Consider the following 21,631-nt stretch of genomic DNA (forward strand, 5'->3'; position numbering starts at 1 on the left):
CTTCCTTCCCCGCGGCCGGTCCGACGGGCCGCGAGGCCGTCGAGCCTAAAGGGACCGAGGGCGTGGAACCTCGCGTTTTCCGTGGCTCACCGGCGCCGGGCCAGGTCCGCGGGGCTGCCGCTCGGCATGCCGACGCCGGATTCCGCGTAGGCACGCAGGCTTTCGGTGAAGTGGTTCCACCCGCGGGTGCACATGGCGATGCACTCGAGCTCCGCCGTCAGGCCGTGGTGGCGGAAGCGGAGTTCCGTGGCGCCGCCGGCCGGGACAAGGGTGAAGGTCGGCCGCGTGCCGACCCAGTCCGGCAGGAAGTCGCACGACGTGACGGTCCAGCGCACCAGGCTCGGCCGGGTGGCTTCGTCGACCCGCATCACGCACGGGTCCGGGTGGGAGAAGAAAAACCGGAGCTCGCCGCCGGTGTCGCCGGTTCCCGTGACGCGGGTCCACCACGCGCCGAGACCCGTCACAGTGGTGAGCGCGTCGAACACCGTGTCGGGAGCGGCGTCGATCGAGACGGTCTTGCAGTAATCCGAGGTCATGACGGGGGTTCCTTCCCTTCGGCCGAACGCAGAGCCTCGATCGACTCGGCGATCGTCTTGATCCGGCGCAGCCGGGCGTCCCACGCCGCGCCGACGGAGGTCAGCTGCGCGACGGCACGGGCGAACTGCGCTTCGTTGACGACGTACCTGACCTCACGCCCGTCCTTGCGGGCCACGACCAGCTCCGCGCGCTCCAGCACACCGAGGTGCTTGGCGACCGCCTGACGCGTCACCGGCAGGTGCTCACTCAGGCCCGTCGCCGTGCCGAACCCGTCGGCCAGCAACAGGTCGAGCAGGTGCCGCCGCGTGGGGTCGCCGAGGGCGGCCCACAGCTCGTCGTCGATCACGAGCGCACCAGGCCGGCCGCATACGCCGCGAGGTTGGGCAGGTGCTCGTCCCAGCCGGCGCTGTGGTCGCGGTGGTACGCCTCGAGCCGCGCCGCCTCCCACCCGATCTCGCGGAACCCCGCTTCGGTGAGCTTGAGCAGCGTGCCGCCGTCTTCGGGTACCAGCTCGAACGTGACGAGGAACGAGTTCTCCGGCGTCGCCGCCTGTCCCTCGGGCTGTACCCAGCGGAACACGAAACGCCGCGGCGGCCGCGCCTCGAGGACGGACACCGGCACGACGACCGGCCCGCTCCCGTCGCGGCGCGTCCGGCTCAGGGTTCCCGTGGTCCCCTCGAACACCGCGCCGAAACCCCACCACGCCGCGATGTGCTCGGGCCGCGTGATCACCTCGTAGACGACTTCGGGCGTCGCCGCGATCCGGATCTCGCGCTCGATGGTGCCGTACTCCATGACCGTCCTCTCCATTCGCAACCGATGGTTGCAGGTTAGGGGACATCCCTTCGACGCGCAACCAACTGTTGCAGGTTCCGTGTCCCAGTAGCCTGGTCCGATGCCCGTCAAACCCGGCGCCCGCGACCGGCTGCACCGGCTGGAGGCGATCACCGACGCCGCCCTCGGCCGACTGGAGCTGGAGCCACTGCTGCGCACGCTGCTGGAGCGCGTCCGCGAGCTGTTCGACGTCGACACCGCGACGGTGCTGCGCCACGACGAGGCCGCCGGGCAGCTCACCGCCATCGCGTCGGCGGGCATCGAGGAAGAGGTCTTCCAGGGCGTGCGGGTGCCGGTCGGCGCGGGGTTCGCCGGGCGGGTCGCGGCGCAGCAGGCGCCGGTGCTGATCGACCACGTCGACGAGTCGACCGTGATCAACGCGCTGCTGTGGGAACGCGGCCTCAAAGTGCTGCTGGGCGTGCCGATGCTGGCCCGCGACGAGCTCGTGGGCGTGCTGCACATCGGGTCCACAGTGGAGCGTGCGTTCGACGCGGACGACATCGAGCTCCTGCAGGTCGCCGCGGCCCGGCTCGCGCTGACGATGGTGGCCGAGGGCGCGGGCGAGGACCGGGCGGCGGCGGCCGCCCTGCAGCGGAGCCTCCTGCCGGCGCGCATCGCCTCGGTGCCGGGCCTGGACTTCGCCTCCCGCTACGTGCCCGGCGCGGACTTCGCGGTCGGCGGCGACTGGTACGACGTGTTCCCCCTTCCCGGCGACCGCCTCGGCATCGTGATGGGCGACGTCGCCGGCCACGGCCTCGGCGCCGCCGTGGTGATGGGCCGGCTGCGCAGCGCCCTGCGCGCCTACGCGCTCGACGCCGCGAGCCCGGCGGAGGCACTGGCCAAGCTGAGCCGCAAGATGAACCACTTCGAGAAGGGCATCATGGCGACCGTCGCGTACGCCGTGGTGCCGCCGGACCGCGAAACCCTCGTCCTGTCCCTCGCCGGGCACCCGCCGCCCGTCCTGGCCACGCCCGGCTCGCCCGCGCGCCTGCTGGACGTGCCGCCGGACCTGCCCGTGGGCCTGGGCCTGCCGCCCGCGGACCGGCGCGACACCGTGGTCGCGCTGCCGCCGGAGTGCACGCTCGGCTTCTACACCGACGGCCTCGTCGAACGCCGCAACGCCGACCTCGACGACGGCCTGCGTGCCCTGACCACGGCCATGACCACGGGCGACCCGGAAGCCGTGTGCGCCCGCGTGATGGCCGCGCTCGTCGGCTCGAACCCGGCCCAGGACGACGTCGCGCTGCTGGTGGCGACCAAGCGGCCGGTGCGCCCGTAGCCCCGCGCGGCAACGCACCGGGGAGTTCCCCGATGCGAAGCCCCCGGCGCTGGGCCCACGCTGGGCCACGAGGTGTCGACCGACCCGGGAGGTGCGGCGAAGATGGTGTCCTGGAGCCGTGTCAGCGAGGCGGACGTGGTGCGCGCGGCGCGGGAGTACGACCGGCTCGGGGCGGAGGCGTTCTTCGCGGAGCACGGATTCGGCCCGTCGCGCACCTACGAACTGGTGTGGGAGGGCAAGCGGTACCCGCACAAGGCGCTGCTCGGTACGGCGTACGAATTCGCCACCGGCGAGCGCCTCGCCCCCGGCGACTTCGAAGGCGGCAAGGCGGGCGCGGTGGCGGTGCTGGGCAAGCTCGGGTTCACGATCGAGCAGCGCCGGCCGTAGGCGCCGGCCCGCCAGCTCGGCAACGGCCGCCGGAAGCGGGTACGGCCCTTCCGGGAGAACCGCCGTAACGTTCCGATAATGGTGACTCCGCGTGCTGCTCCCTAGGGGTGAAGGCGACCGCCCACCGACCCTGGAGTGCCCGTGAGCCCCCGATTCGACGGCCTGCGCGCCGTGTTCTTCAACAGCACGCTGAAGCGCTCGCCGGAGCCGAGCAACACCGAAGGTCTCATCCGCCTGAGCGCTGAGCTCATGCGGCGCGAAGGCGTCGACGTCGAGGTGATCCGGACGATCGACCACGACATCGCCGTCGGCGTGTACCCCGACATGACCGAACGCGGCTGGGAAAGCGACGAATGGCCCGCCCTGTACGAAACGGTGCTGGCCGCCGACATCCTCGTCCTGTGTGGACCGATCTGGCTCGGGGACAACTCGTCCGAAATGAAGAAGGTCATCGAACGGCTCTATGCGTGTTCGCACCTGCTCAACGACGCCGGCCAGTACGCTTACTACGGACGAGTCGGTGGCTGCCTGATCACCGGCAACGAGGACGGGGTGAAGCACTGCGCCATGAACGTGCTCTACAGCCTCCAGCACCTCGGTTACACGATCCCGCCGCAGGCCGACGCCGGGTGGCTCGGGCCGATCGGCCCCGGTCCGTCCTACCTGGACCCGGGGTCGGGCGGGCCGGAGAACGACTTCACGAACCGCAACACCACGTTCATGACGTGGAACCTCATGCACCTGGCCAAAATGCTGAAGGACGCGGGCGGAATCCCCGCGTACGGCAACCAGCGGGCGGCCTGGGACGAGGGCGAGCGGTTCGACTTCACCCATCCCAACCCCGAGTACCGCTGAGAGGACATCGATGACCACTGTCGGGAAGATGCTCGTGCAAAGCCTGGCCGACCACGGCGTGTCCGCGATGTGGGGTGTGGTCGGCGACGCGCTGAACCCGATCACCGACGCGCTGCGCCAGGAGCCCCGCATCCGCTGGATCGGGGTCCGCCACGAGGAGGCGGGCGCGTTCGCCGCGGGCGCGCAGTCGCAGCTCACCGGGCGGATCGGCGTGTGCATGGGCACCGTCGGGCCCGGCTCGCTGCACCTGCTCAACGGCCTCTACGACGCGAAGAAGTCCCACACCCCCGTGCTCGCGATCTGCGGCCAGGTGCCCAGCGCCGAGATGGGCAGCGACTACCACCAGGAAGTCGACAACGACGCCGTGTTCCGCGACGTGTCGGTGTTCTCCCGCACGATCACCGACCCGGCACAGTTCCCGTACCTGCTGGAGCTCGCGGTGAACGCGGCGTACGCGCGCAACGGGGTCGCTGTGCTCACCCTCCCGGGCGACGTCGCGAGCCGCGAGCTGCCGCACGGCACGCTGGAGCCGCGGTTCGTGAGCCAGCACCCGCCGGTGACCCCGGACGCCGGCGCGCTCGCCGAGGTGGCGGCCGTGCTCAACGGCGCGGACACCGTGACCATGCTCGTCGGCTCCGGCGCCCGCCCGGCCCGCGACGAGGTGCTGGCGACGGCGGAAACCCTTGCCGCGCCGATGGTCCTGACGCTCAAGGGCAAGGAGACCCTCGAACGGGACAACGACTACCAGGTCGGGCAAACCGGCCTGATCGGCAACCCCGCGGCGCAGCACGCGCTGACCCACGGCGACGTGCTGCTGATGGTGGGCACCGACTTCCCGTACCGCGACTGGTACCCGAAGGGCAAGACGGTGGTGCAGATCGACCACGAGGGCGAGCGCATCGGCCGCCGCACGCACGTCGACCACGCGCTGGTCGGCGACGCCCGCACGACGCTGGCCGCGCTGCTGCCGCTGCTGCGGGCGAAGACCTCGCGCGAGCACCTCACCGCGTCGTGCGAGCGCTACACGAGCTGGCGCGACCGCCAGCACCACCTCGCCGACCCCGGCTACGACTCGAGCATCGTCGGCCGCGTGCGCAAGCAGTTCGACAACCGGGAGCGCGCCATCCGCCCCGAGGTGCTCGCGGCGGCGATCGACCGCCACGCCACCGACGACGCGGTGTTCACCTCCGACACCGGCATGTCCACCGTGTGGCTCGCCCGCTTCGTGACCCTGCGCGGAAACCGGCAGCTGCTCGGGTCGTACAACCTCGGCTCCATGGCCAACGCCCTGCCCCACGCCCTCGGCGCCGCCCAGCTCGACCCCGCCCGCCAGACCATCGCGTTCTGCGGCGACGGCGGCCTCACCATGCTCATGGGCGAACTGCTCACGGTCGCGGCCTACGACCTGCCGGTGAAGATCTTCGTGTTCGACAACTCGCGCCTCGGCATGGTCAAGCTGGAGCAGGAACAGGGCGGCATCCCCGAGTTCGGCACCGTGCTCAAGAACCCGGACCTCGCCGCCGTCGCCCGCGCCTGCGGCATCCACGCCGTCCGCGTCGAGCACCCCGACCAGGTCGACGCGACCGTCCGCGACGCGCTCGCCCACCCCGGCCCGGTGCTGCTCGACGTCGTCACCAACGCCGAGGAGATCGTGATCCCGCCGAAGCCCACCGTCAGCCAGGCCTGGGGTTTCGCCATCGCCAAGATCGAGGAGACGCTGATCTCGGCGCACGACGTCGACGAAAAGGCGTAGCCACCCCCGCTTTCCGCCAGAGGCCCGACCGGTGACGGTCGGGCCTCTTTCGTTTTGTGCCAGTCACACGGTCGGGTGACGCAGACCGGCTCAGCTGGGAAGACGCGCGCGTCGCGGATTCACCCGATACGGCGGCGTCTCAGGGATTGATCACCGGATTGACGGTTGGTCTGAATGGCGCAACTATTTCGCGCATGTCCGAACCCGGGACGCTCGTCACCGAGTAGCCGCCGGGATTCGCAGAAACCAGTACGGGACCACGGGTGTCTTTGTCGTGCCCGGAAAACGATCAGAAGGAGAACGCGCATGCGATCCAGTCCGCGTTGGCGGAAGGTGGTGACGGGGTCGATGGCCACCGCGCTCGCGATAGCGGCGGTGACCTACACCGGGGCGAGCACGAGCGCGTACGCCGAGGTCCAGGTGTCCACCGACACCAAGACCGCCGCCGACGGCAAGCAGTACTGGGTGCAGAACCACCTGGTGTCGAAGGATCTCACCGCGAAATCCGGCACGCCGAAGAAATGGCTGCTCGTGTGGGCCGGTGACGAGAACATCGCCGACACCGCCGTGAAGGACGTCAAGAACCTGCCGGGCACGCTCGGCGGCGGGCTCAACAAGGTGAAGAACGCCTTGCCCGGCCCCGATTTCCTGGCCGTGATCGACGCGACGCAGGGCTCGCCGTCGTACGGCAAGGTCGTGAACACCGCGACGGTGGGCCCGCTCGTGGAGAACGAGCCGCACCACATGCAGTACGTGTGGCACAAGGGCGACACGATCTACGCGGGCGCGCTGTTCGCCGCGGCGACCTACGCGTTCGACGTGAGTGCGCTGCCGCAGCTGAAACTCAAGGGCGTGAGCCTGCCGACGCAGACGCTCGGCGGTTCCGTGCCCGACGCGTACTGGGTGCTCAAGGACGGCACGGCGTACGGGACGTACATGGGCGGGCCGGTCGTGCCCGGGCCGTACACCTACGCCGACGGCAGCACGCAGATCGGCAACGGGTTCGCCGGCAGCCCCGGCGAGGTCGTGCACTTCGACCAGAACGCGCAGGTCCTGTCGCAGAACCCGGCCGCGACCCCGCAGGGCGACAACCCCAAGCTGTGCGACAACCTCCCGCAGCTCGGGAAACCGACGTGCGCCAACCCGCACGGCGTGCAGGCCCGCGAGGACCTGAACACGCTGGTGACCAGTGACTACGCCGAGCCGCGCAACATCATCCTCGACCCGGTGAAGCAGCCGTCGCCGTACCTGCGGCGCCCGACCGTGCGCACGTGGGACATCTCCGACCGCAACCACCCGAAGCTGAAGGCGGTCTCCTACCTGCCGGACGGCCCTCGTGCCGACCCGGCCGACCCGCTGCACTCGGAAAGCCGCGCGGTCATGGAGACCACGGTGACGAACCTGCCGGGCCACAAGGGCGCGTTCGCGCAGACCATGCAGGGCGGCGCGGTATTCTACACGCCGGACATCACGGCGAAGGATCCGCACTGGATCGAGGTGTTCGACGACGGAGCGGCCAACAAGGCCATCTACCCGGGCAACGACGCCAACGGCGCCAGCTCCAACGGCGGCTGGATCCAGACCAGCCCGGACGACAAGTACCTCTACCGCGCGATCGTCGGGCGGCAGAAGGGCACGCTCGGCGCGGACGACCCCGGCACCACCGGCGGCGTCTACGTGCTCGACATCTCCAAGCTGGTCAACGCCGGCGACCGGATCGAGGACATCCAGGGCCGCGTGGACACGAAGGCCAAGGCGCAGCAGGGCGGCGGCGGTGACCTGCCGACGGTCGTCGGCGCGGCGCCGATCAACCCCGGCACGCCGGGGGCCGGCCCGCACTGGGGCGCCTACGACAACCTCGCGCTGGGCAGCGACGGGTTCTACCACGAGACGACGCAGCCGCAGCACCTCGCGGTGTCGAACTACTTCGTCGCCCGGTCCGGTTTGGACGGTGACCACAAGGTCAACCTGCTGAACCTGGGCCCGGACGGGAAGATCTCCGTGGACCAGAACTTCCGCGACGAGTTCACCGGTCAGGTCGGGATCAACTTCAACCGCAAGTCCTGGCCGCACGGTGACTTCGGCAACGCCAAGCCGCACTCGGAGCTGTTCGTGGCCGCGGACGCCGACGTCAAGTGACCCCTCCGGTGCCGGTCCGCTTCGGTGGCCCGGCACCGGACCTCCCCGGAAGGTCCACGATGGATCACCACGACCTCACGACCGCCACCGGTTCGTCCGGAGTGGACGCGCTGGCGCTCGTGCTGCGGCTCGCGTTGCTGCTCACCACCGCCTTCCTCGCCGGCGGCGGCCTGCTGGCCCCGCTGGCCGGCCCGCTCGGCCGGCGGAGGCGGACTGTCCTGTTCGGACTCGGCGGCGCATCGGCGTTGCTGGCCGCAGGCTCGTTCTTCGCCGTGCCGATCAACCCGGTCGCGCTGGCGGTGCACGTCCTGCTCGCGCTCGCCGTGCCGCTGCTGGTGAGCCGGCCGCGGTTCGGGCGGTGGGCGTCGGTCGCGCTCGTCGCGCTGGTGGTGCTCGAGACGTCGGCGGGCCGCTCGGGCCTCGGGTTCGCCGCGGACCTCGTCTACGTGGCGGGCGCCACCGTCTGGTTCGGTTTCGCCCTGCTCAGTGCTTCGCCCGACGGACAGTGGCGAGCCACGGCCATCCGGCCCGGGCCGATGTCGCTCACCCTCGGCGGACTGCTGGTGCTGGCCGGCGGGGTGGAACTCGCGCTGTCCGGCCCCGGATTCGACCGGCGGCTCTACACGACGCTGTTCGGCCTCACGGTCCTGCTCGCCGTGGTGCTGCCGCTGGCGGTGACGGTGCTGGCCGTCGTGCTGCGCCGCGACACCGGGCGCGTGTACCGCTTCGGTGCGGTCGGTGTGGCGCCGGCGTTCCTGGCGTGGGCCGCGCTCGCCGCCATCCCGGCCCCTCCCCCGCTGCCCGTGCCGGGTGTGCCGCTGCTCGCCGACGCGGGCGGGTACCCGGTCCTGGTCAGCCCGCAGCGCCCGGGCCACAACCTGGTCCACTTCCCGGCCGGCGCCGGGGCCGATCTCGCGGTGACGGCCGCGGACGGCGCGGTCGTCCAGTCCGTCGCGCGGCCCGGCGCGGAGGGCACGTGGGCCGACGTCGTCCTGCCGCCCGGGCGCAGCGACCTGCGCATCACTCGCGGTGACACCGCCACGGCCGTCGAGGTGGACGCCGGCACCGAACCCGGCCCGGGCGTCACGGCCGACTCGCCGGAGTGCGCGTCCGCGGCGCTAGGCGGGCTCGTCGCGGGCCGCCGGGACGTGCTGACGTCGTGCCCGGCCGACGCACTGTCCCCTGAGGACAGTGGCGCGCTGGTGAAGCTGGTCGACTTCCTGGCCACCCGCAAACCCGCCGCGCTCACACTCGTCGACGACACCTCGCCCCGCGGCCGGGCCGCCTCCCGGCTCGTGCGCGACACCGCCGCGCGCCACGGCCTGGCCGTGCAGGCCGAACCCGGACCGGACACCGCGCTGGTCGTCGTGGCCGGCTGGGCCGGTGGCTACTCCGCGCTGACGCAGGCCAAGACGGCCCAGCAGAGCCGCCCGACCTACCAGTACGGCCTGTACCTCGCGCCGTGGCTGCTCAACGCCCCGCTCGTGAACGCCGTCGCCAGCTCGTCACTGCCCCTGCGCTTCGACCCGCGCGACCCCACGGCGCTCGCCTACGCCGTCGCGCTCGGCGACGCGTTCGGCGGCGAGAGCCCGACCGTCGGCGGGTTCGCCCGCTGGCTCGGCCCCGCCGCGCTGACGGGCGACGTGCAGATGTACGCGTCGGCCCAGGTCAACGCGATGCCGATGGACCCCGGGGAGCCCCACGCCCCCGGCATGGTGATGGACCGCGACTACGCCGGCCAGTGGGTCCCCGACGGGACCGTCGTGCCGATCTCCGCGGTCCTTCGCTGAACCCCCGGAAATCCCAGTGTCACAAGGAGAAACCCCATGAAACGCAGGATCCTGCTCGCCCTCACCGCGGCCGCCGTGTTCACCGCCCTCGGCGCCGGCGTGGCCGCCGCGGACCCCGCCGTCTGGGCGCTGCCCGGCGTCGACCTCGGCGGCGTGCTCGGCCCGGTCGGGCAACCGGTCGACCTGCTCGCCCCGGCGTTCGGCCTCATCACGATCGTGTCCTGAAAGGAACACCACAACGACACCCCGGCCTCCACGCCGAACCGGCTACCGAAGCCATCCCCGGCACCAACCCCGGCCCTGCGAGGGCAGCCGGTCGCCCTGCTCGCCCGGTGTTCGGCCTCGCCACGATCGTGTCCTGAAAGAAACACCACAACGGCATCTCGCCCCGCGCCGGGATCCACGCCGAACCGGCTACCCAAGCCCTCGCCCGCACCAACCCGGGCCCGGTCGGGCAACCGGTCGACCTGCTCGCCCCGGTGTTCGGCCTCATCACGATCGTGTCCTGAAAGGCACACCACAACGACACCCCGGCCTCCACGCCGAACCGGCTACCGAAGCCATCCCCGGCACCAACCCGGGCCCTGCGAGGGCAGCCGTTCGACCCGATCGAGGTTCGGCCTCATCACCACCGTCTCCTGAAAACCTTCCACCGAAAGGAAACCCGATGAAGAAGACCCTCGTCCGTGCCGCGGCGATCGCCGCGTTCGCCGGTGCCGGAGTGTGCGTCGCGGCCGGGCCGGCCCTGGCGGCCACCGGTGATGATCCCGGGGTGGTCGTCGTCGACGAGCCCGACACGAGCGGCCTGAACAACATCTGGACGTTCGCCCCGCTGGGTGTGCCGCCGCTCGGGCTGATCCAGTCGGTCGGCGGCGTGCCGGGCAAGCTGCTGCCCTCCTGGGGCTGATCCCCGCGGCCACGGCGGCGCGCCCGCCGCCGTGGCCGGTTCCCCTCGACCCCTGGAGTTCCCATGTCCGTGAAGAAACCCCTGCCGGCGGGCCAGTTCCTGCTGTCGTCGCCGACGTCGTGCGAGGCGCCCTGGCCCGCGCCCGAAGAGCCGGTGCGGGTGGTGCCGCTGGCGGTCGCCGCCGTGCTCGGTGTCGCGCTGAGCTGGTACGTCTGGGCCACCTACGGCGGCAAGTACGGCATCCTGCTCGTGCTGGGCCTCGCGCTCGGCGTCGCGTTGTTCCACTCCCGCTTCGGGTTCACCTCCGCGTGGCGGCAGCTCATCGCCGTCGGCAACGGGTCCGGCCTGCGGGCCCACGCGCTGCTGCTCGGCACCGCCACCACACTCATCGCCCTCATCGCCGGAACCGGCGCCGGGCTGTTCGGCGCCACGCCCAAGCTCACCGCGGGCCCGATCGGCCTGCCGCTGTTCGTCGGCGCGGCGGTGTTCGCGATCGGCATGCAGCTGGGCGGCGCGTGCGCGTCCGGCACGCTGTTCGCCGTCGGCGCGGGCCAGTCGACGATCGTGCTCACGCTCGGCGGGTTCATCGCGGGCTCGGTGCTCTACAGCTGGGCCTACCCCGTGTTCACCGGCTGGCCGCAGGTGTCCGGGTTCCTGCTGGCCGACCACGTCGGCTGGGCCGGTTCGTGGGCGATCACGCTGGCCGCGCTCGCGCTGGTCGTGGTGGTGACGCGGCTCGTGCAGGCGCGGCGCACGCCGCCGCCGGTCGAACCCGTGCCGACCGCGCACGGTTTCGCGCGGGTCCTGCGTGGTTCGTGGCCGTTGCTGGTCGGCGCCCTCGTGCTCGGTGTGCTCGCGGCGGCGGTCGTCCTCGTGTCGGGCTCGACGTGGGGTGTCACGTTCGCGTTCACGCTGTGGGGCGCGAAGCTCCTGCAGCTCATCGGCCTGCATCCCGAGACGTGGGAGTTCTGGCAGACGAGCACCAACGCCAAGGCGCTGGCCGGCCCGATCTGGACGGACAAGACGAGCCTCACGGACCTCGGCATCATCCTGGGTGCGGCCGTCGCGGCCTCGGCGGCCGGGACGTGGAAGATCCGCGCGGAGATCCCGTGGCGCACGGCGGTGGCGGCCGTGGTCGGCGGGGTCCTGATGGGCGTCGGCGCGCGGCTCGCCGGCGGCTGCAACATCGGCGCGTACCTCGCCGGGATCTCCACCGGAAGCCTGCACGGCTGGCTGTGGGGCCTGTTCGCCCTCGGTGGCACCTGGGTCGGGCTGCGGCTGCGGCCGCTGTTCGGGCTGGCCAACCCGAGGCCGAGTGACAGCATCTGCTGACCAGGTGGTGGGAACCCTTGTCGGGGCCGGAGCGACGTTCCTATAGTGCGTCAGACGTCTGACGTCTTTTGGGAGGCTCACGGTGACGAAGGATCTGCGGTCGTTTCTCGCGGAGGTGGTCTCGACCGGTGCGGGCGAGGTCAAGCACGTGTCGAAGCAGGTGGACCCGCGGTTCGGTGTCACCGCTTACGGAGCGTGGTACGACAAGCGCGGCGAGTACCCGGCGTTGCTGTTCAGCGACGTCGCCGGCAGCGAGCTGCGCTGCCTGACCAACCTCGTCGCGACGCACGAGCGGATGGCCCTGGCCCTCGGGGTCGAGGTCGAGACGCTCGTGCGTTCGTCCGTCGCGGGCCAGGGCCGGGCCGCGCACCCGCCGGTGGAGTTCTCGGGCGCGGCGCCGGTGCAGGAGGTGGTGTGGCGCGGTGAGGACGCCGACCTCACCCGCCTGCCGATCCCCACCCACAACGAGCTCGACGGCGGCCCGTTCCTCACCGCGGCCGTCGGCGTGACGCGTGACCCCGAGTCGGGGGCGATCAACGCCGGCATCTACCGCCACCACATCTACGGCCCGCGGCGCCTCGGCGTGTGGTTTTTCGGCTCCCACGACGGCGGCACCATCCACCGCCGCTACGCCGAACGCGGCGAGCCCACGCCGATCGCGCTGGTGATCGGGCACCACCCGGCGTTCCTCATGGGCGCGGTGTCGCGCGTGCCCGGCATCGGCGGCGAGTACGACGCCGCCGGCGCGTACCTGGGCGAATCGGTCGAAACGGTGCCCACGGTGACCTCCGGGATCCCCGTGCCCGCGCACGCCGAGATCGTCATCGAGGGCCACATCCTGCCCGACGAGCTCGAGGAGGAAGGCCCGTTCGCCGAATGGCCCGGCCACTACGTCGGTGGCGGCCGCAAGCCCGTCATCGAGGTCGACGCCATCACCATGCGCCGCGACGCGATCTTCCAGGACATCCAGGCCTCCGGCCGCGAGCACCGGCTGATGGGCGCGCTGCCACGCATCGCCAGCATCCACGAGGCCGTGCAGCAGAAGGTGCCGGGCCTGCGCGCGGTCAACATCCCGCTGCACGCCCGCATGCACTGCTACCTGTCGATCCGCAAGAACTCCGACACCGACCCGACCCGCGCCGCCTTCGCCGCCCTCAACACCGAGCCGGAGAACCTGCGCGCCATCGTCATCGTCGACGACGACATCGACGTCTACGACGAACGCGAAGTCGCCTGGGCCATCGGCACCCGCTTCGACGCGTCGCAGGACCTGCAGATCATCCCCCGCTGGAACGGCCCCGGCGGCCTGCTCCCCACCAACTGGTCCTACGACGAAGCCGGCGGCCGCACCCCCCAACGCTCCTCCGCCGTCATCGTCGACGCCACCAAACCCGCCCCGCCGATCGTCTTCCCCGCCCGCGCGCGGGTCCCGGAGGACGCAATGCAGGCAGTGGACGCCGACGCCGTCGAGACGATCACCGCGGTGACCGACCTGCCCGGGTGGGCCTGACGGGCAGGCGAGACGCCTCAGCCGCGGTGGGATCGCCTGGCCGGGCGTGAGGGCTGTCCACTTCAGACGGACAGCCCTCACGCCTGGGCAAGGCACCGCAGCTCCCCGGTCACGCCGGGTCCGATCCAGGCCACCGGCTCGGCGCACCTCGGCGGCCGACACGGTGACCGACCTGCCCGGATGAGCCTGACGGGCGCGCGAATCGCCTCAGCCGCGGCGGGATCGTCTGGCCGGGTGTGAGGGCTGTCCACTCCGGACAGACAGCCCTCACGCCTGGGCAAGGCACCGCAGCTCCCCGGTCACGCCGGGGCCGAGCCAGGCCACCGGCTCGGCGCACCTCGGCGGCCGACACGGTGACCGGCGACGCGCACCCGAGGCCGCTCGTCGGCGAGCTGTGCTCGCAGGAGGTCGACGTCGTCGAGCGTCCCCGTTTCGCCGAGGCCGGCGACGGTCGCGCGCGTGACGGCGCCCGACCGCAGCGCGTCCCGGTAGTAGGCGGCCGGGTCACCGCCCGCGCGCAGCACGAGGGCCTGCGCCATGGACCGCACCAGCGACGAGCTCTCGCCCAGCCGTTCCCGGGCCGTCTCGACGCCCAGCAGCTGCAACGCCCGCGCCCGTACCTTGGGGGCGCCGCCGTCGAGCAGGGGCAGCACGAACCGGGGGTCGTCGCGGTCGAGCAGGAGCCGGCCGACACGGGTGCGGATCACGTCGTCGTGGTCGTGCACCGCGATCGAGGCCAGCCGCTCGTCGGACAGCAACCCGGCGCGTTGGGCTGATTCGTGGACGATCCGGCGGGTCCGCAGGTCCGGCGTGGCCAGCGCCACGTCGAGGAGCTCGGGCGAGCGCAGCATCGGCTGGAGCACGTGCTCGTCCACCCAGTCGTCCACGGCCCGCCGGCTCAGCACGACGACCAGCGGCAGCAGGGGCGCCAGGTCCTCCTGCGCGAACCGAGCGAGCACCGCCGCGCGGGCGATCTCCCGCACCTGGGGCACCCAGTCGACGCAGCGCACCAGCAGCAGGGGCAGCGCTTCCGGGTCGCGGCTGCTCCGCAGCTGCCCCACGCCCGGCTCCCGGATGTACCCGTCGGCGTCGCAAACCGCCTCGACGAGCTGCACGCGGCTCCGCCGACGCCACGGCAAGGTCCGCCTGAGGCGCTGGCCGTAATACGACCAGCGCCGCTCGGACTCGTCCACCACCAGCCACTCGCGCGGGTCGCCGGCGGCGAGCGCGTCCAGTTCTTCTTCCGTCACCATCGTTCCCCCTCTCCGGCGCCATCGTGCCGTCCGCGACGCCCACGACGCCACCGGATTTGGGGAGCGCTCAGAGTCCTCCGAGCCGTTCGGTGATGGCAGTGCTCAGATGGAGAATGGCGGACGTCGAGTGCTTCAGGCGTTCGGCGTCCACAGTGGACTTGACCATGCTCACCGACAGCGCACCCACCGGCTGCCCGCCCCGCCCCGCGACAGCGGCACCGACGCACATCATGCCCGGCGCGGTCTCCTCGTCGTCGACGGCGTAACCGTGGGCGCGAGTGCTCTCGATCTCCGCCATGAGCTGCGGCATCCGCGAAATGCTCTGCGGGGTCAGGGTTTCGAAGCAGCCGTCGGCGTAGCGGCCCGCGATCTCGTCGTCGGTCAGCGACGCGAGCAGCGACTTGCCGCTCGCCGTGCAGTGGGCGGGCAGGCGCAGCCCGATCTCGTAGGACATCGCGAGCGTCCGCAGGCCCGGCCGCGTCTCGACGTAGACGACGTGGCGTCCGTCCAGCAGGGACAGCACGATCGTGTCCTCGGGCAGCAGCCCCAGCTCCTGGTCGACGCGCCGGAACTCCAGCACGAACCCCGATTTCGCGAGGTACGCCCGCCCGAGCGGCACGACCTTCCAGCCGAGCCGGTACTGCCCGCCGGGAGTACGCGTGAGCAGGCCCGTGGTGACCAGCGTCGTGCACACGGCGAGGCAGCTGCTCTTGGGCGCGCCGATGACCCGCGCGAGCTCGCTGAGCGGCAGCCCGTCGGGGGCGGCGGCGAGGGCGTCGAGCACGTACGCGGCGCGGGCGACCGACGGCACCGGCAGCCCGGCCGAGGACGGGGAACCGGTCATCGCGGGAGATTCCGTCATCGCCGCAACCGCCGGGCGAGCACGATCGCCGCGACGACGGCGGCCACGGCCGGGACCACGCGTTTCGCGACCGGGATCGCGACGGCGCGCAGGACGACGGCGTCCGCGTTCCGAGTGCGCGGCCGGTCCTCCGGACTCGGCCGCGCACCGGCAACACTCACGACCGGAGCCGTAGCGGCGGGTTCGGCCGAGGGAACAGCGCTCACCGGCTCGTCGTCCGGCCACTCCGCTGCCGCCAGATCGACGACCTCCGCCACCGGCTCGACAAGAGCCGCCGCCGCGACCCCGGACACCGGGGCCCGCGGCACTGCCGCAGCTTGAACCCGCGACCCGGCCACCTCCTCCGCCAGCGCCCGCGCGAACTCGTCGACCAGCCGCCCGGTCACCTCGCCCAGCACACCACGCCCGAACTGCGCCAGCCGGCCCGTCAGCGCGAGCTCCGTGGCCAGGTCGACGCGCGTGCCTTCCGGAGCCGGCGCCAGCCGCAACGTGACCGTCGCCGAAGCCGAACCCCGGCCCCGCACCTCGCGACCCGACGCCGCCACGACCACAACACCGGCCGCCTCGTCCCGTTCGCGGAACTGGGCCAGACCGGAGTACTCGGCGGCGATCGGCCCGACCTTCACGCGCAGGCCGCCGCGGACGTCGTCGCCGTCGACCTCGTCCAGGTGCACGCCGGGCATGCAGGGCGCGACCCGTTCGGGATCGGTGAGCACGGCCCACGCCTGCTCAGGCGGCAGGCCGACGGTGAAGCTGTTCTCCAGTCGCACGAGCGCCCCCTAGGCCGGGAACCGCATGTCGACGCGGGAGCCGGCCGACGGCGCCCACCGGCTCGTGACGACCTTGCGGCGCGTGAAGAACCGGATGCCGTCCTCGCCGTACTGGCCGGAGTCGCCGAAGAGCGAGTGCTTCCAGCCGCCGAACGGGAAGTACGGGATCGGCACGGGGATGGGCACGTTGAGCCCGACCATGCCGGCCTGCACGGTGTGCTGGAACTGCCGTGCGGCGACACCGTCGCGGGTGAACAGGGAGACGCCGTTGCCGTACTCGCTGCCGTTGATCAGCCCGACGGCCTCCTCCAGCGAGTCGACCCGCAGCATCGACAGCACGGGGCCGAAGATCTCGTCGGTGTACACGGTCATGTCCGGGCGCACGTGGTCGAGCAGCGTCGGTGCGAGGAAGAATCCGTTCTCCCGTCCCGGAACCCGCACGTCGCGGCCGTCGACCACGAGGTCCGCGCCCGCGTCCGCGCCGGCCTGCACGTAACCGCTCACGCGGCGCAGGTGGTCGGCGGTCACCAGCGGGCCCATGTCGGCGCCCTCGTCGTGACCGTCCGCAGTGGACAGCCGGCCGATGCGTTCCACCAGCCGCTCGCGCAGCGCGTCGCCGACCCCGCCGACGGCCACCGCGACCGAGATCGCCATGCACCGCTCCCCCGCCGAGCCGTAGGCGGCGGAGACGAGGGCGTCGGCGGCCGCGTCGAGGTCGGCGTCCGGCAGCACCACGAGGTGGTTCTTCGCGCCGCCGAGGGCCTGCACCCGCTTGCCGTGCTTGGCCGCGGTCTCGTAGACGTGCCGGGCCACCGGCGTCGACCCCACGAAGCTCACCGCGGCGACATCCGGGTGGGCCAGCAGCGCGTCGACGGCCGGGGCGCTGCCGTGCACGACGTTGAGCACGCCGGCGGGCAGCCCCGCCTCCAGGGCCAGCTCGGCCAGGCGGTTGGACGCCGACGGGTCCTTCTCGCTCGGCTTGAGGACGAAGGCGTTGCCGCACGCGACGGCGATCGGGAACATCCACATCGGAACCATCACGGGGAAGTTGAACGGCGTGATGCCCGCGACGACCCCCAGCGGCTGGCGGATCGAGTACGTGTCCACCCCACGGGAGACGTTCTCGCTGAAGTCGCCCTTGAGCAGGTGCGGGATCCCGGCCGCGAACTTCGCGACGTCCAGGCCCGCGTTGACCTCCGCGCGGGCGTCGGCGAGCGTCTTGCCGTGCTCGCCGGTCACGAGCTCGGCCAGCTCGTCCCGCGACCGCTCGACGAGCCGGATGAACTCCAGCAGAACCTGCTGGCGCACGCCGAGCGATTCCTCGGCCCAGGCGGCCTGCGCGTCGAGCGCCACCTTCACGGCCTGGTCCACGGCACCGGCGTCGCCGAGCGCGACCCGGCCCGCGACGCTGCCGCGGGCGGGGTCGTGCACGTCGGCCCACGCGGCCGGTTCGTCCTGGACGAAAGCGCCGCCGACGAAGTGCTGGATGGTGTTCACGAGTGTCCTTTCTCGACAGTCGAGCCGAGGTGCGGGAGAGCCGGTACGGGTGGGGTGTCGGGTGGTTCGGGCCAGCGGTGGCCGGCGGATTCGTCGAGGGCCCGGACGACGCGTTCGGGCGTGATCGGCTCGTGCCACACCCGCGCGCCCAGCGGGGCGAGCGCGTCGTTCACGGCGTTGTGCACGGCCGCGGGCGCGCCGGCGGCCCCGGCCTCACCGGCGCCTTTCACGCCCAGCATGGTGATGGGGCTCGGCGTCTCGAGATGGGTGATGCGCACGTCCGGCAGCTCCGGGCCGGTCGGCATGAGGTAGTCGAGCAGGGTCGAGGTGAGCAGCTGGCCGCTCTCGTCGTAGTACAGCCGCTCGAACAACGCCCCGCCGATGCCCTGCGCGACACCGCCGCGGATCTGCCCGTCCACGATGTCCGGGTTGATGAGCACCCCGCAGTCCTCGACGCACGCGTAGTCGACGATGTGCACGAGCCCGCTGTCCTCCTCGACCTCGACGACCGCGGCGTGGGCGCCGTTGTTGAAGGTGACGTTGGGGCCGCTGTACTCCCCCACCACCGACAGCCCGATCCGCAGCTCCGGCGGCAGCCGGTGGGTGCGGAAGTGCGCGACCTCGGCGAGCTCTTCGACTCCCAAGTGGACGTTCGGCGCGCCCGCGACCTGGACCACGCCGTCGCCGATCTCGAGGTCGGCAGGGTCGACCTCCAGCAGGTGCCCGGCGATCGCGAGCAGCCGTTCCTTCACCTCACGGGCGGCCGACGCGGCGGCACCGCTGCTGACCACGGCCGAACGGCTGGCCCACACACCCGTGCCGTGCGGCACCACCGCCGTGTCGCCGCTGACCACGCTGATCCGGTCGAACGACACCCCGAGGTGGTCGGCCACGACCTGCGCGGCGGTCGTCTGCAGGCCCTGGCCCTGGCCGGGTGTGCCGAGCAGCACGGTGACCGACCCATCGGCCTCCACGCGCACCTCGACCTGGTCGTGCGCGGTGATCGGGGCGCCGCGCTTGCCGTAGAACATCACGCCGGGCGCGGTGACCTCGACGAAACACGCGAGCCCGACGCCCAGCAGGCGCCCGCGTTCGCGCGCCTCGGTCTTGCGCTTGTCGAGGTCCGGCCCGGCGGGGAGCATGGCGACCAGTTTCTCCAGCGACTCCTGGTGCGAGCCGCTGTCGTAGACCTGACCGGTCACGGAGGTGTAGGGCAGCTCTTCGGGCGCGATCAGGTTGCGGCGCCGCAGTTCCGCCGGGTCGAGCCCGAGCCGGCGCGCGGTCTCGTCGAGCAGCGTCTCCATCGCGAGGATGGCGACGGGGTGCCCGACCCCGCGGTACACCGCCAGCGGCGCCTTGTTGGTGATGGCGACGCGCAAGTGTCCCGAGTAGACGGGGATCCGGTACGGGCCGGGCATGATCGTGGCGACCTGGATGCCTTCGGTGACCATGCTGCGCGGGTACACGGAGTAGGCGCCGCCGTCGCTCACGACCTCCGAACGCAGGCCGAGGATGCGCCCGTCGGCCGCGACGGCCAGCGCGGCGGACACCCGCTCGTCGCGCGCCTGCGTGTCCGACTGCAGCGATTCGACGCGGTCCTGGATCCACTTCACCGGGCGGCGCAGGAGGATGCTGGCCGCGCACGTGGCGACCTCGTCGGAGTACACGTGCGCCTTCATGCCGAACGCGCCGCCGACCTCATCGGTGAGCACGCGGATGTTGCTCTCCCGCAGGCCGAGCAGCTCGGCGAACGCGGACTGCAGCATGTGCGGCGCCTGGGTGGACAGCCGCACGGTGAGCGACTTCGCCGACGGGTCGAACTCGGCGACGACCCCGCGGGGCTCCAGCGCGACGGCCGTGTGCCGCGCGGTGCTGATGCCGGTCTCCACGACCACGGCGGCTTCGGCGAAAGCCGCTTCGACGTCGCCGGTGCCGAAGGTGCCTTCGAAGGCGAGGTTGGACGGCAGCTCGTCGTGCACCTTCGCCGCCGACTCGTCGAGGGCGGCGATGCAGTCGACGACCGGGTCGAGCTCCTCGTAGTCGAGGGTGACCAGCTCCAGCGCGTCCTCCGCGACGGCGCGGCTCTCGGCCACGACCATCACCACGGGCTCGCCGACGTAGTGCATCTTGCCCGTGGCGAGGGGCCGCTGGTCACCGCCGACCAGGCCCGGCCAGTCGAGCAGGCCCTTCCACGAGCGGCACATCGGGTTGAAGTCGTCCGCGGTGAACACGGCGACCACCCCCGGCGCCTGCTTCGCGGCCTCGACGTCGATCGCCGTGATCAGCGCGTGCGCGACAGGGGCGCGGACGAACGCGGCGTGCAGGCAGCGGGCCGGGGTGACGTCGTCGGCGTAGCGGCCGCGGCCCAGCAGGATCTTCGGGTCCTCGACGCGCTTGACGCGGCGGCCGACCCAGCCTTCGGTGATGCTCACGCCCGCGCCTCCCGCACCTGCTCGGCGTATTCGGCGATCGCGGCCACGATCGGCGCGTACCCGGTGCAGCGGCACAGGTTCCCGGACAGCCGCTCGCGGATCTCGTCGTGCGAGAGGTCCGGGTTCTCCTCGACCGCGGTGACGGCGGCCATCAGGAAGCCCGGTGTGCAGAAGCCGCACTGCAACGCCTGGTGCTCCCAGAACTTCTGCTGCAGCGGGTGCAGCACGTCTTCGGTGCCGGCCGTCTCGCCCAGGCCTTCGACGGTGTCCACTGTGGACCCGTGTGCCTGTACGGCGAGGGTGAGGCAGCTGCGCACGGCCGTGCCGTCGAGCCGGACGGTGCAGGCGCCGCAGACGCCGTGCTCGCAGCCGAGGTGCGTGCCGGTGAGGCCGAGGTCGTGGCGCAGGAAATCGGCGAGCGTGGTCCGCGGTGTGGTGCGCGCCGACTCGGGTTTCCCGTTCACCGTGAGGGAAACCTGCGTCGGCTCGTGGGCGTCAAGCACGGGCACTCTCCACTTCGGACTGGGTGCGGGCGGCGGCTTCGGCGAGCGAGCGGGCGACGAGCCGGGTGCCCGCGCGGCGGCGGTAGGTCACGGAGCCGTGGAGGTCGCCGACGACGTCGATCTCGTCGAACGCGCGGGCCGCGGCTTCGGCGAGCACGGCGTCGTCGAGGACCTCGCCGGTGAGGATCGCCTCGGCGGCGGTGGCCCGGCGCGGGGTGCCGGCGATGCCGAACAGCGCGATCCGCGCGTCGGTGCAGCGCCCGGCGGAATCGGTGTCCAGCACGCAGATCACGCCGACGAGGGCGAAGTCGCCGCTGCGGCGGGTGATCTCGCGGATCGACCAGCCGGCCGTCGCGGGCACGAGCGGCAGCTCGGCCCCGGCGACGACCTCCCCGTCGGCCAGCGCGGTCAGGTAAGGCCCGAGGAAGAAGTCGCGCGCGGCGATCCGGCGCCGCCGCTCGGCGCCGGCGACGCGCACGGACCCGTCGAGCGCGAGCAGCAACGCGGGCAGCTCGGCCGCGGGGTCGGCGTGCGCGAGCGAGCCGCACACCGTGCCGCGGTTGCGGATCTCGGGATGCCCGACCTGCGCCAGGCTTTCGACGACCAGCGGATGACGGCGGCGCGTCTCGGCGTCGGTCTCGAGCGCCCGCGCGGTGACCGCGGCCGACACGACGAGGCCGTCGGTGTCGCGGAAAGCGTGGCCCCGCAGGTCTTTCGCCGTGGTGATGTCCACGAGCACGCCCGGGTTCGACATGCGCAGCGCCATCACCGGGAGGAGGCTCTGCCCACCGCCGAGCACCCGCGCGTCGGGCCCGTGCTCGGCCAGCACCGCCACCGCGTCGCCCAGCGATTCGGCCCGGTGGTAGCCGAAAGCAGGCAGTTTCACCGATTCGCCCTTCTTGCTCGTTCCGGCCAGTGTTCGAAATGCTGAACGCTGTTCGATTTACAGAACGAGTCTCTGAAGAGCCGGGCCGGATGTCAAATCGGACGC

20 protein-coding genes are annotated in these 21,631 nt (G+C 72.2%); 10 read left to right on the forward strand and 10 right to left on the reverse strand.

Annotated features, from left to right (window positions below; translation table 11 throughout):
- Positions 1–86 precede the first annotated feature (86 nt).
- Genes ACFY1H_RS40305 through ACFY1H_RS40315 form a run of 3 tightly spaced genes read right to left on the reverse strand, consistent with a single transcriptional unit; the run spans position 87 to position 1,332 of the window.
- Entirely contained in the window at positions 87–536 is a 450-nt protein-coding gene (locus ACFY1H_RS40305; RefSeq protein ID WP_386955437.1) for an SRPBCC domain-containing protein, read from the reverse strand.
- Entirely contained in the window at positions 533–883 is a 351-nt protein-coding gene (locus tag ACFY1H_RS40310; RefSeq protein WP_366578493.1) for a metalloregulator ArsR/SmtB family transcription factor, read from the reverse strand. Before ACFY1H_RS40310 ends, ACFY1H_RS40305 begins: the two co-directional genes overlap by 4 nt.
- Positions 880–1,332, reverse strand: a complete 453-nt coding sequence (locus ACFY1H_RS40315; RefSeq protein ID WP_386955439.1) for an SRPBCC domain-containing protein — start codon at positions 1,330–1,332, stop codon at positions 880–882. The genes ACFY1H_RS40310 and ACFY1H_RS40315 overlap by 4 nt, the downstream gene beginning before the upstream one ends.
- 100 nt (positions 1,333–1,432) lie before the next feature.
- Between ACFY1H_RS40315 and ACFY1H_RS40320 the strand changes: the two genes are divergently transcribed.
- The 10 genes from ACFY1H_RS40320 to ACFY1H_RS40365 all read left to right on the forward strand — a co-directional run bounded on the left by ACFY1H_RS40320 (position 1,433) and on the right by ACFY1H_RS40365 (position 13,323).
- Positions 1,433–2,650, forward strand: coding sequence for a PP2C family protein-serine/threonine phosphatase (locus ACFY1H_RS40320; RefSeq protein ID WP_386955441.1), 1,218 nt, complete (start codon positions 1,433–1,435; stop codon positions 2,648–2,650).
- A gap of 102 nt (positions 2,651–2,752) precedes the next feature.
- Positions 2,753–3,037 carry a hypothetical protein gene (locus ACFY1H_RS40325; protein WP_366578487.1) on the forward strand — a complete coding sequence of 95 codons (285 nt, stop codon included), beginning with the start codon at positions 2,753–2,755 and terminating at the stop codon, positions 3,035–3,037.
- Between the two features lie 141 nt (positions 3,038–3,178).
- Entirely contained in the window at positions 3,179–3,892 is a 714-nt protein-coding gene (locus ACFY1H_RS40330) for a flavodoxin family protein (protein ID WP_366578485.1), read from the forward strand.
- 10 nt (positions 3,893–3,902) lie between these two features.
- On the forward strand, positions 3,903–5,645 hold the full coding sequence (locus ACFY1H_RS40335; RefSeq protein WP_386955443.1) for a thiamine pyrophosphate-dependent enzyme: 1,743 nt from the start codon (positions 3,903–3,905) through the stop codon (positions 5,643–5,645).
- A 348-nt stretch (positions 5,646–5,993) separates the two neighbouring features.
- Positions 5,994–7,784, forward strand: a complete 1,791-nt coding sequence (locus ACFY1H_RS40340) for a hypothetical protein (RefSeq protein WP_386955511.1) — start codon at positions 5,994–5,996, stop codon at positions 7,782–7,784.
- A 59-nt stretch (positions 7,785–7,843) separates the two neighbouring features.
- The gene (locus tag ACFY1H_RS40345) at positions 7,844–9,574 is read left to right on the forward strand and encodes a hypothetical protein (protein ID WP_386955445.1); all 1,731 of its coding nucleotides are present in this window, start codon (positions 7,844–7,846) and stop codon (positions 9,572–9,574) included.
- A gap of 36 nt (positions 9,575–9,610) precedes the next feature.
- A complete protein-coding gene (locus tag ACFY1H_RS40350; RefSeq protein ID WP_386955447.1) occupies positions 9,611–9,799 on the forward strand; it encodes a hypothetical protein in 189 nt (62 codons plus the stop codon).
- A 442-nt stretch (positions 9,800–10,241) separates the two neighbouring features.
- A complete protein-coding gene (locus ACFY1H_RS40355) occupies positions 10,242–10,481 on the forward strand; it encodes a hypothetical protein (protein ID WP_386955448.1) in 240 nt (79 codons plus the stop codon).
- A gap of 63 nt (positions 10,482–10,544) precedes the next feature.
- Complete coding sequence (locus ACFY1H_RS40360; RefSeq protein WP_386955450.1) at positions 10,545–11,813, forward strand: YeeE/YedE family protein; 1,269 nt, start codon at positions 10,545–10,547, stop codon at positions 11,811–11,813.
- Positions 11,814–11,895: 82 nt separating this feature from the next.
- Entirely contained in the window at positions 11,896–13,323 is a 1,428-nt protein-coding gene (locus ACFY1H_RS40365; RefSeq protein WP_386955451.1) for a UbiD family decarboxylase, read from the forward strand.
- 299 nt (positions 13,324–13,622) lie between these two features.
- Here ACFY1H_RS40365 and ACFY1H_RS40370 read toward each other — a convergent pair whose 3' ends face one another.
- The 7 genes from ACFY1H_RS40370 to ACFY1H_RS40400 form a co-directional block, all read right to left on the reverse strand.
- A complete protein-coding gene (locus tag ACFY1H_RS40370) occupies positions 13,623–14,576 on the reverse strand; it encodes a hypothetical protein (protein WP_386955453.1) in 954 nt (317 codons plus the stop codon).
- Between the two features lie 67 nt (positions 14,577–14,643).
- Positions 14,644–15,420, reverse strand: a complete 777-nt coding sequence (locus ACFY1H_RS40375) for an IclR family transcriptional regulator (RefSeq protein ID WP_386955455.1) — start codon at positions 15,418–15,420, stop codon at positions 14,644–14,646.
- A gap of 14 nt (positions 15,421–15,434) precedes the next feature.
- Positions 15,435–16,208: an SRPBCC family protein gene (locus ACFY1H_RS40380; RefSeq protein WP_386955457.1), complete on the reverse strand. Its 774-nt coding sequence runs from the start codon at positions 16,206–16,208 to the stop codon at positions 15,435–15,437.
- Between the two features lie 9 nt (positions 16,209–16,217).
- Positions 16,218–17,705 (reverse strand): CoA-acylating methylmalonate-semialdehyde dehydrogenase, encoded by a 1,488-nt coding sequence (locus tag ACFY1H_RS40385; protein ID WP_386955459.1) that lies wholly within the window; start codon positions 17,703–17,705, stop codon positions 16,218–16,220.
- Complete coding sequence (locus tag ACFY1H_RS40390) at positions 17,702–20,137, reverse strand: xanthine dehydrogenase family protein molybdopterin-binding subunit (RefSeq protein WP_386955461.1); 2,436 nt, start codon at positions 20,135–20,137, stop codon at positions 17,702–17,704. Before ACFY1H_RS40390 ends, ACFY1H_RS40385 begins: the two co-directional genes overlap by 4 nt.
- The gene (locus ACFY1H_RS40395; protein ID WP_386955463.1) at positions 20,134–20,640 is read right to left on the reverse strand and encodes a (2Fe-2S)-binding protein; all 507 of its coding nucleotides are present in this window, start codon (positions 20,638–20,640) and stop codon (positions 20,134–20,136) included. The genes ACFY1H_RS40390 and ACFY1H_RS40395 overlap by 4 nt, the downstream gene beginning before the upstream one ends.
- Positions 20,633–21,526, reverse strand: coding sequence for an FAD binding domain-containing protein (locus ACFY1H_RS40400; RefSeq protein ID WP_386955465.1), 894 nt, complete (start codon positions 21,524–21,526; stop codon positions 20,633–20,635). The genes ACFY1H_RS40395 and ACFY1H_RS40400 overlap by 8 nt, the downstream gene beginning before the upstream one ends.
- Positions 21,527–21,631 lie beyond the last annotated feature (105 nt).

It is taken from the genome of Amycolatopsis sp. NPDC001319 (assembly GCF_042896185.1).
In the GTDB taxonomy this organism is placed as follows: domain Bacteria; phylum Actinomycetota; class Actinomycetes; order Mycobacteriales; family Pseudonocardiaceae; genus Amycolatopsis.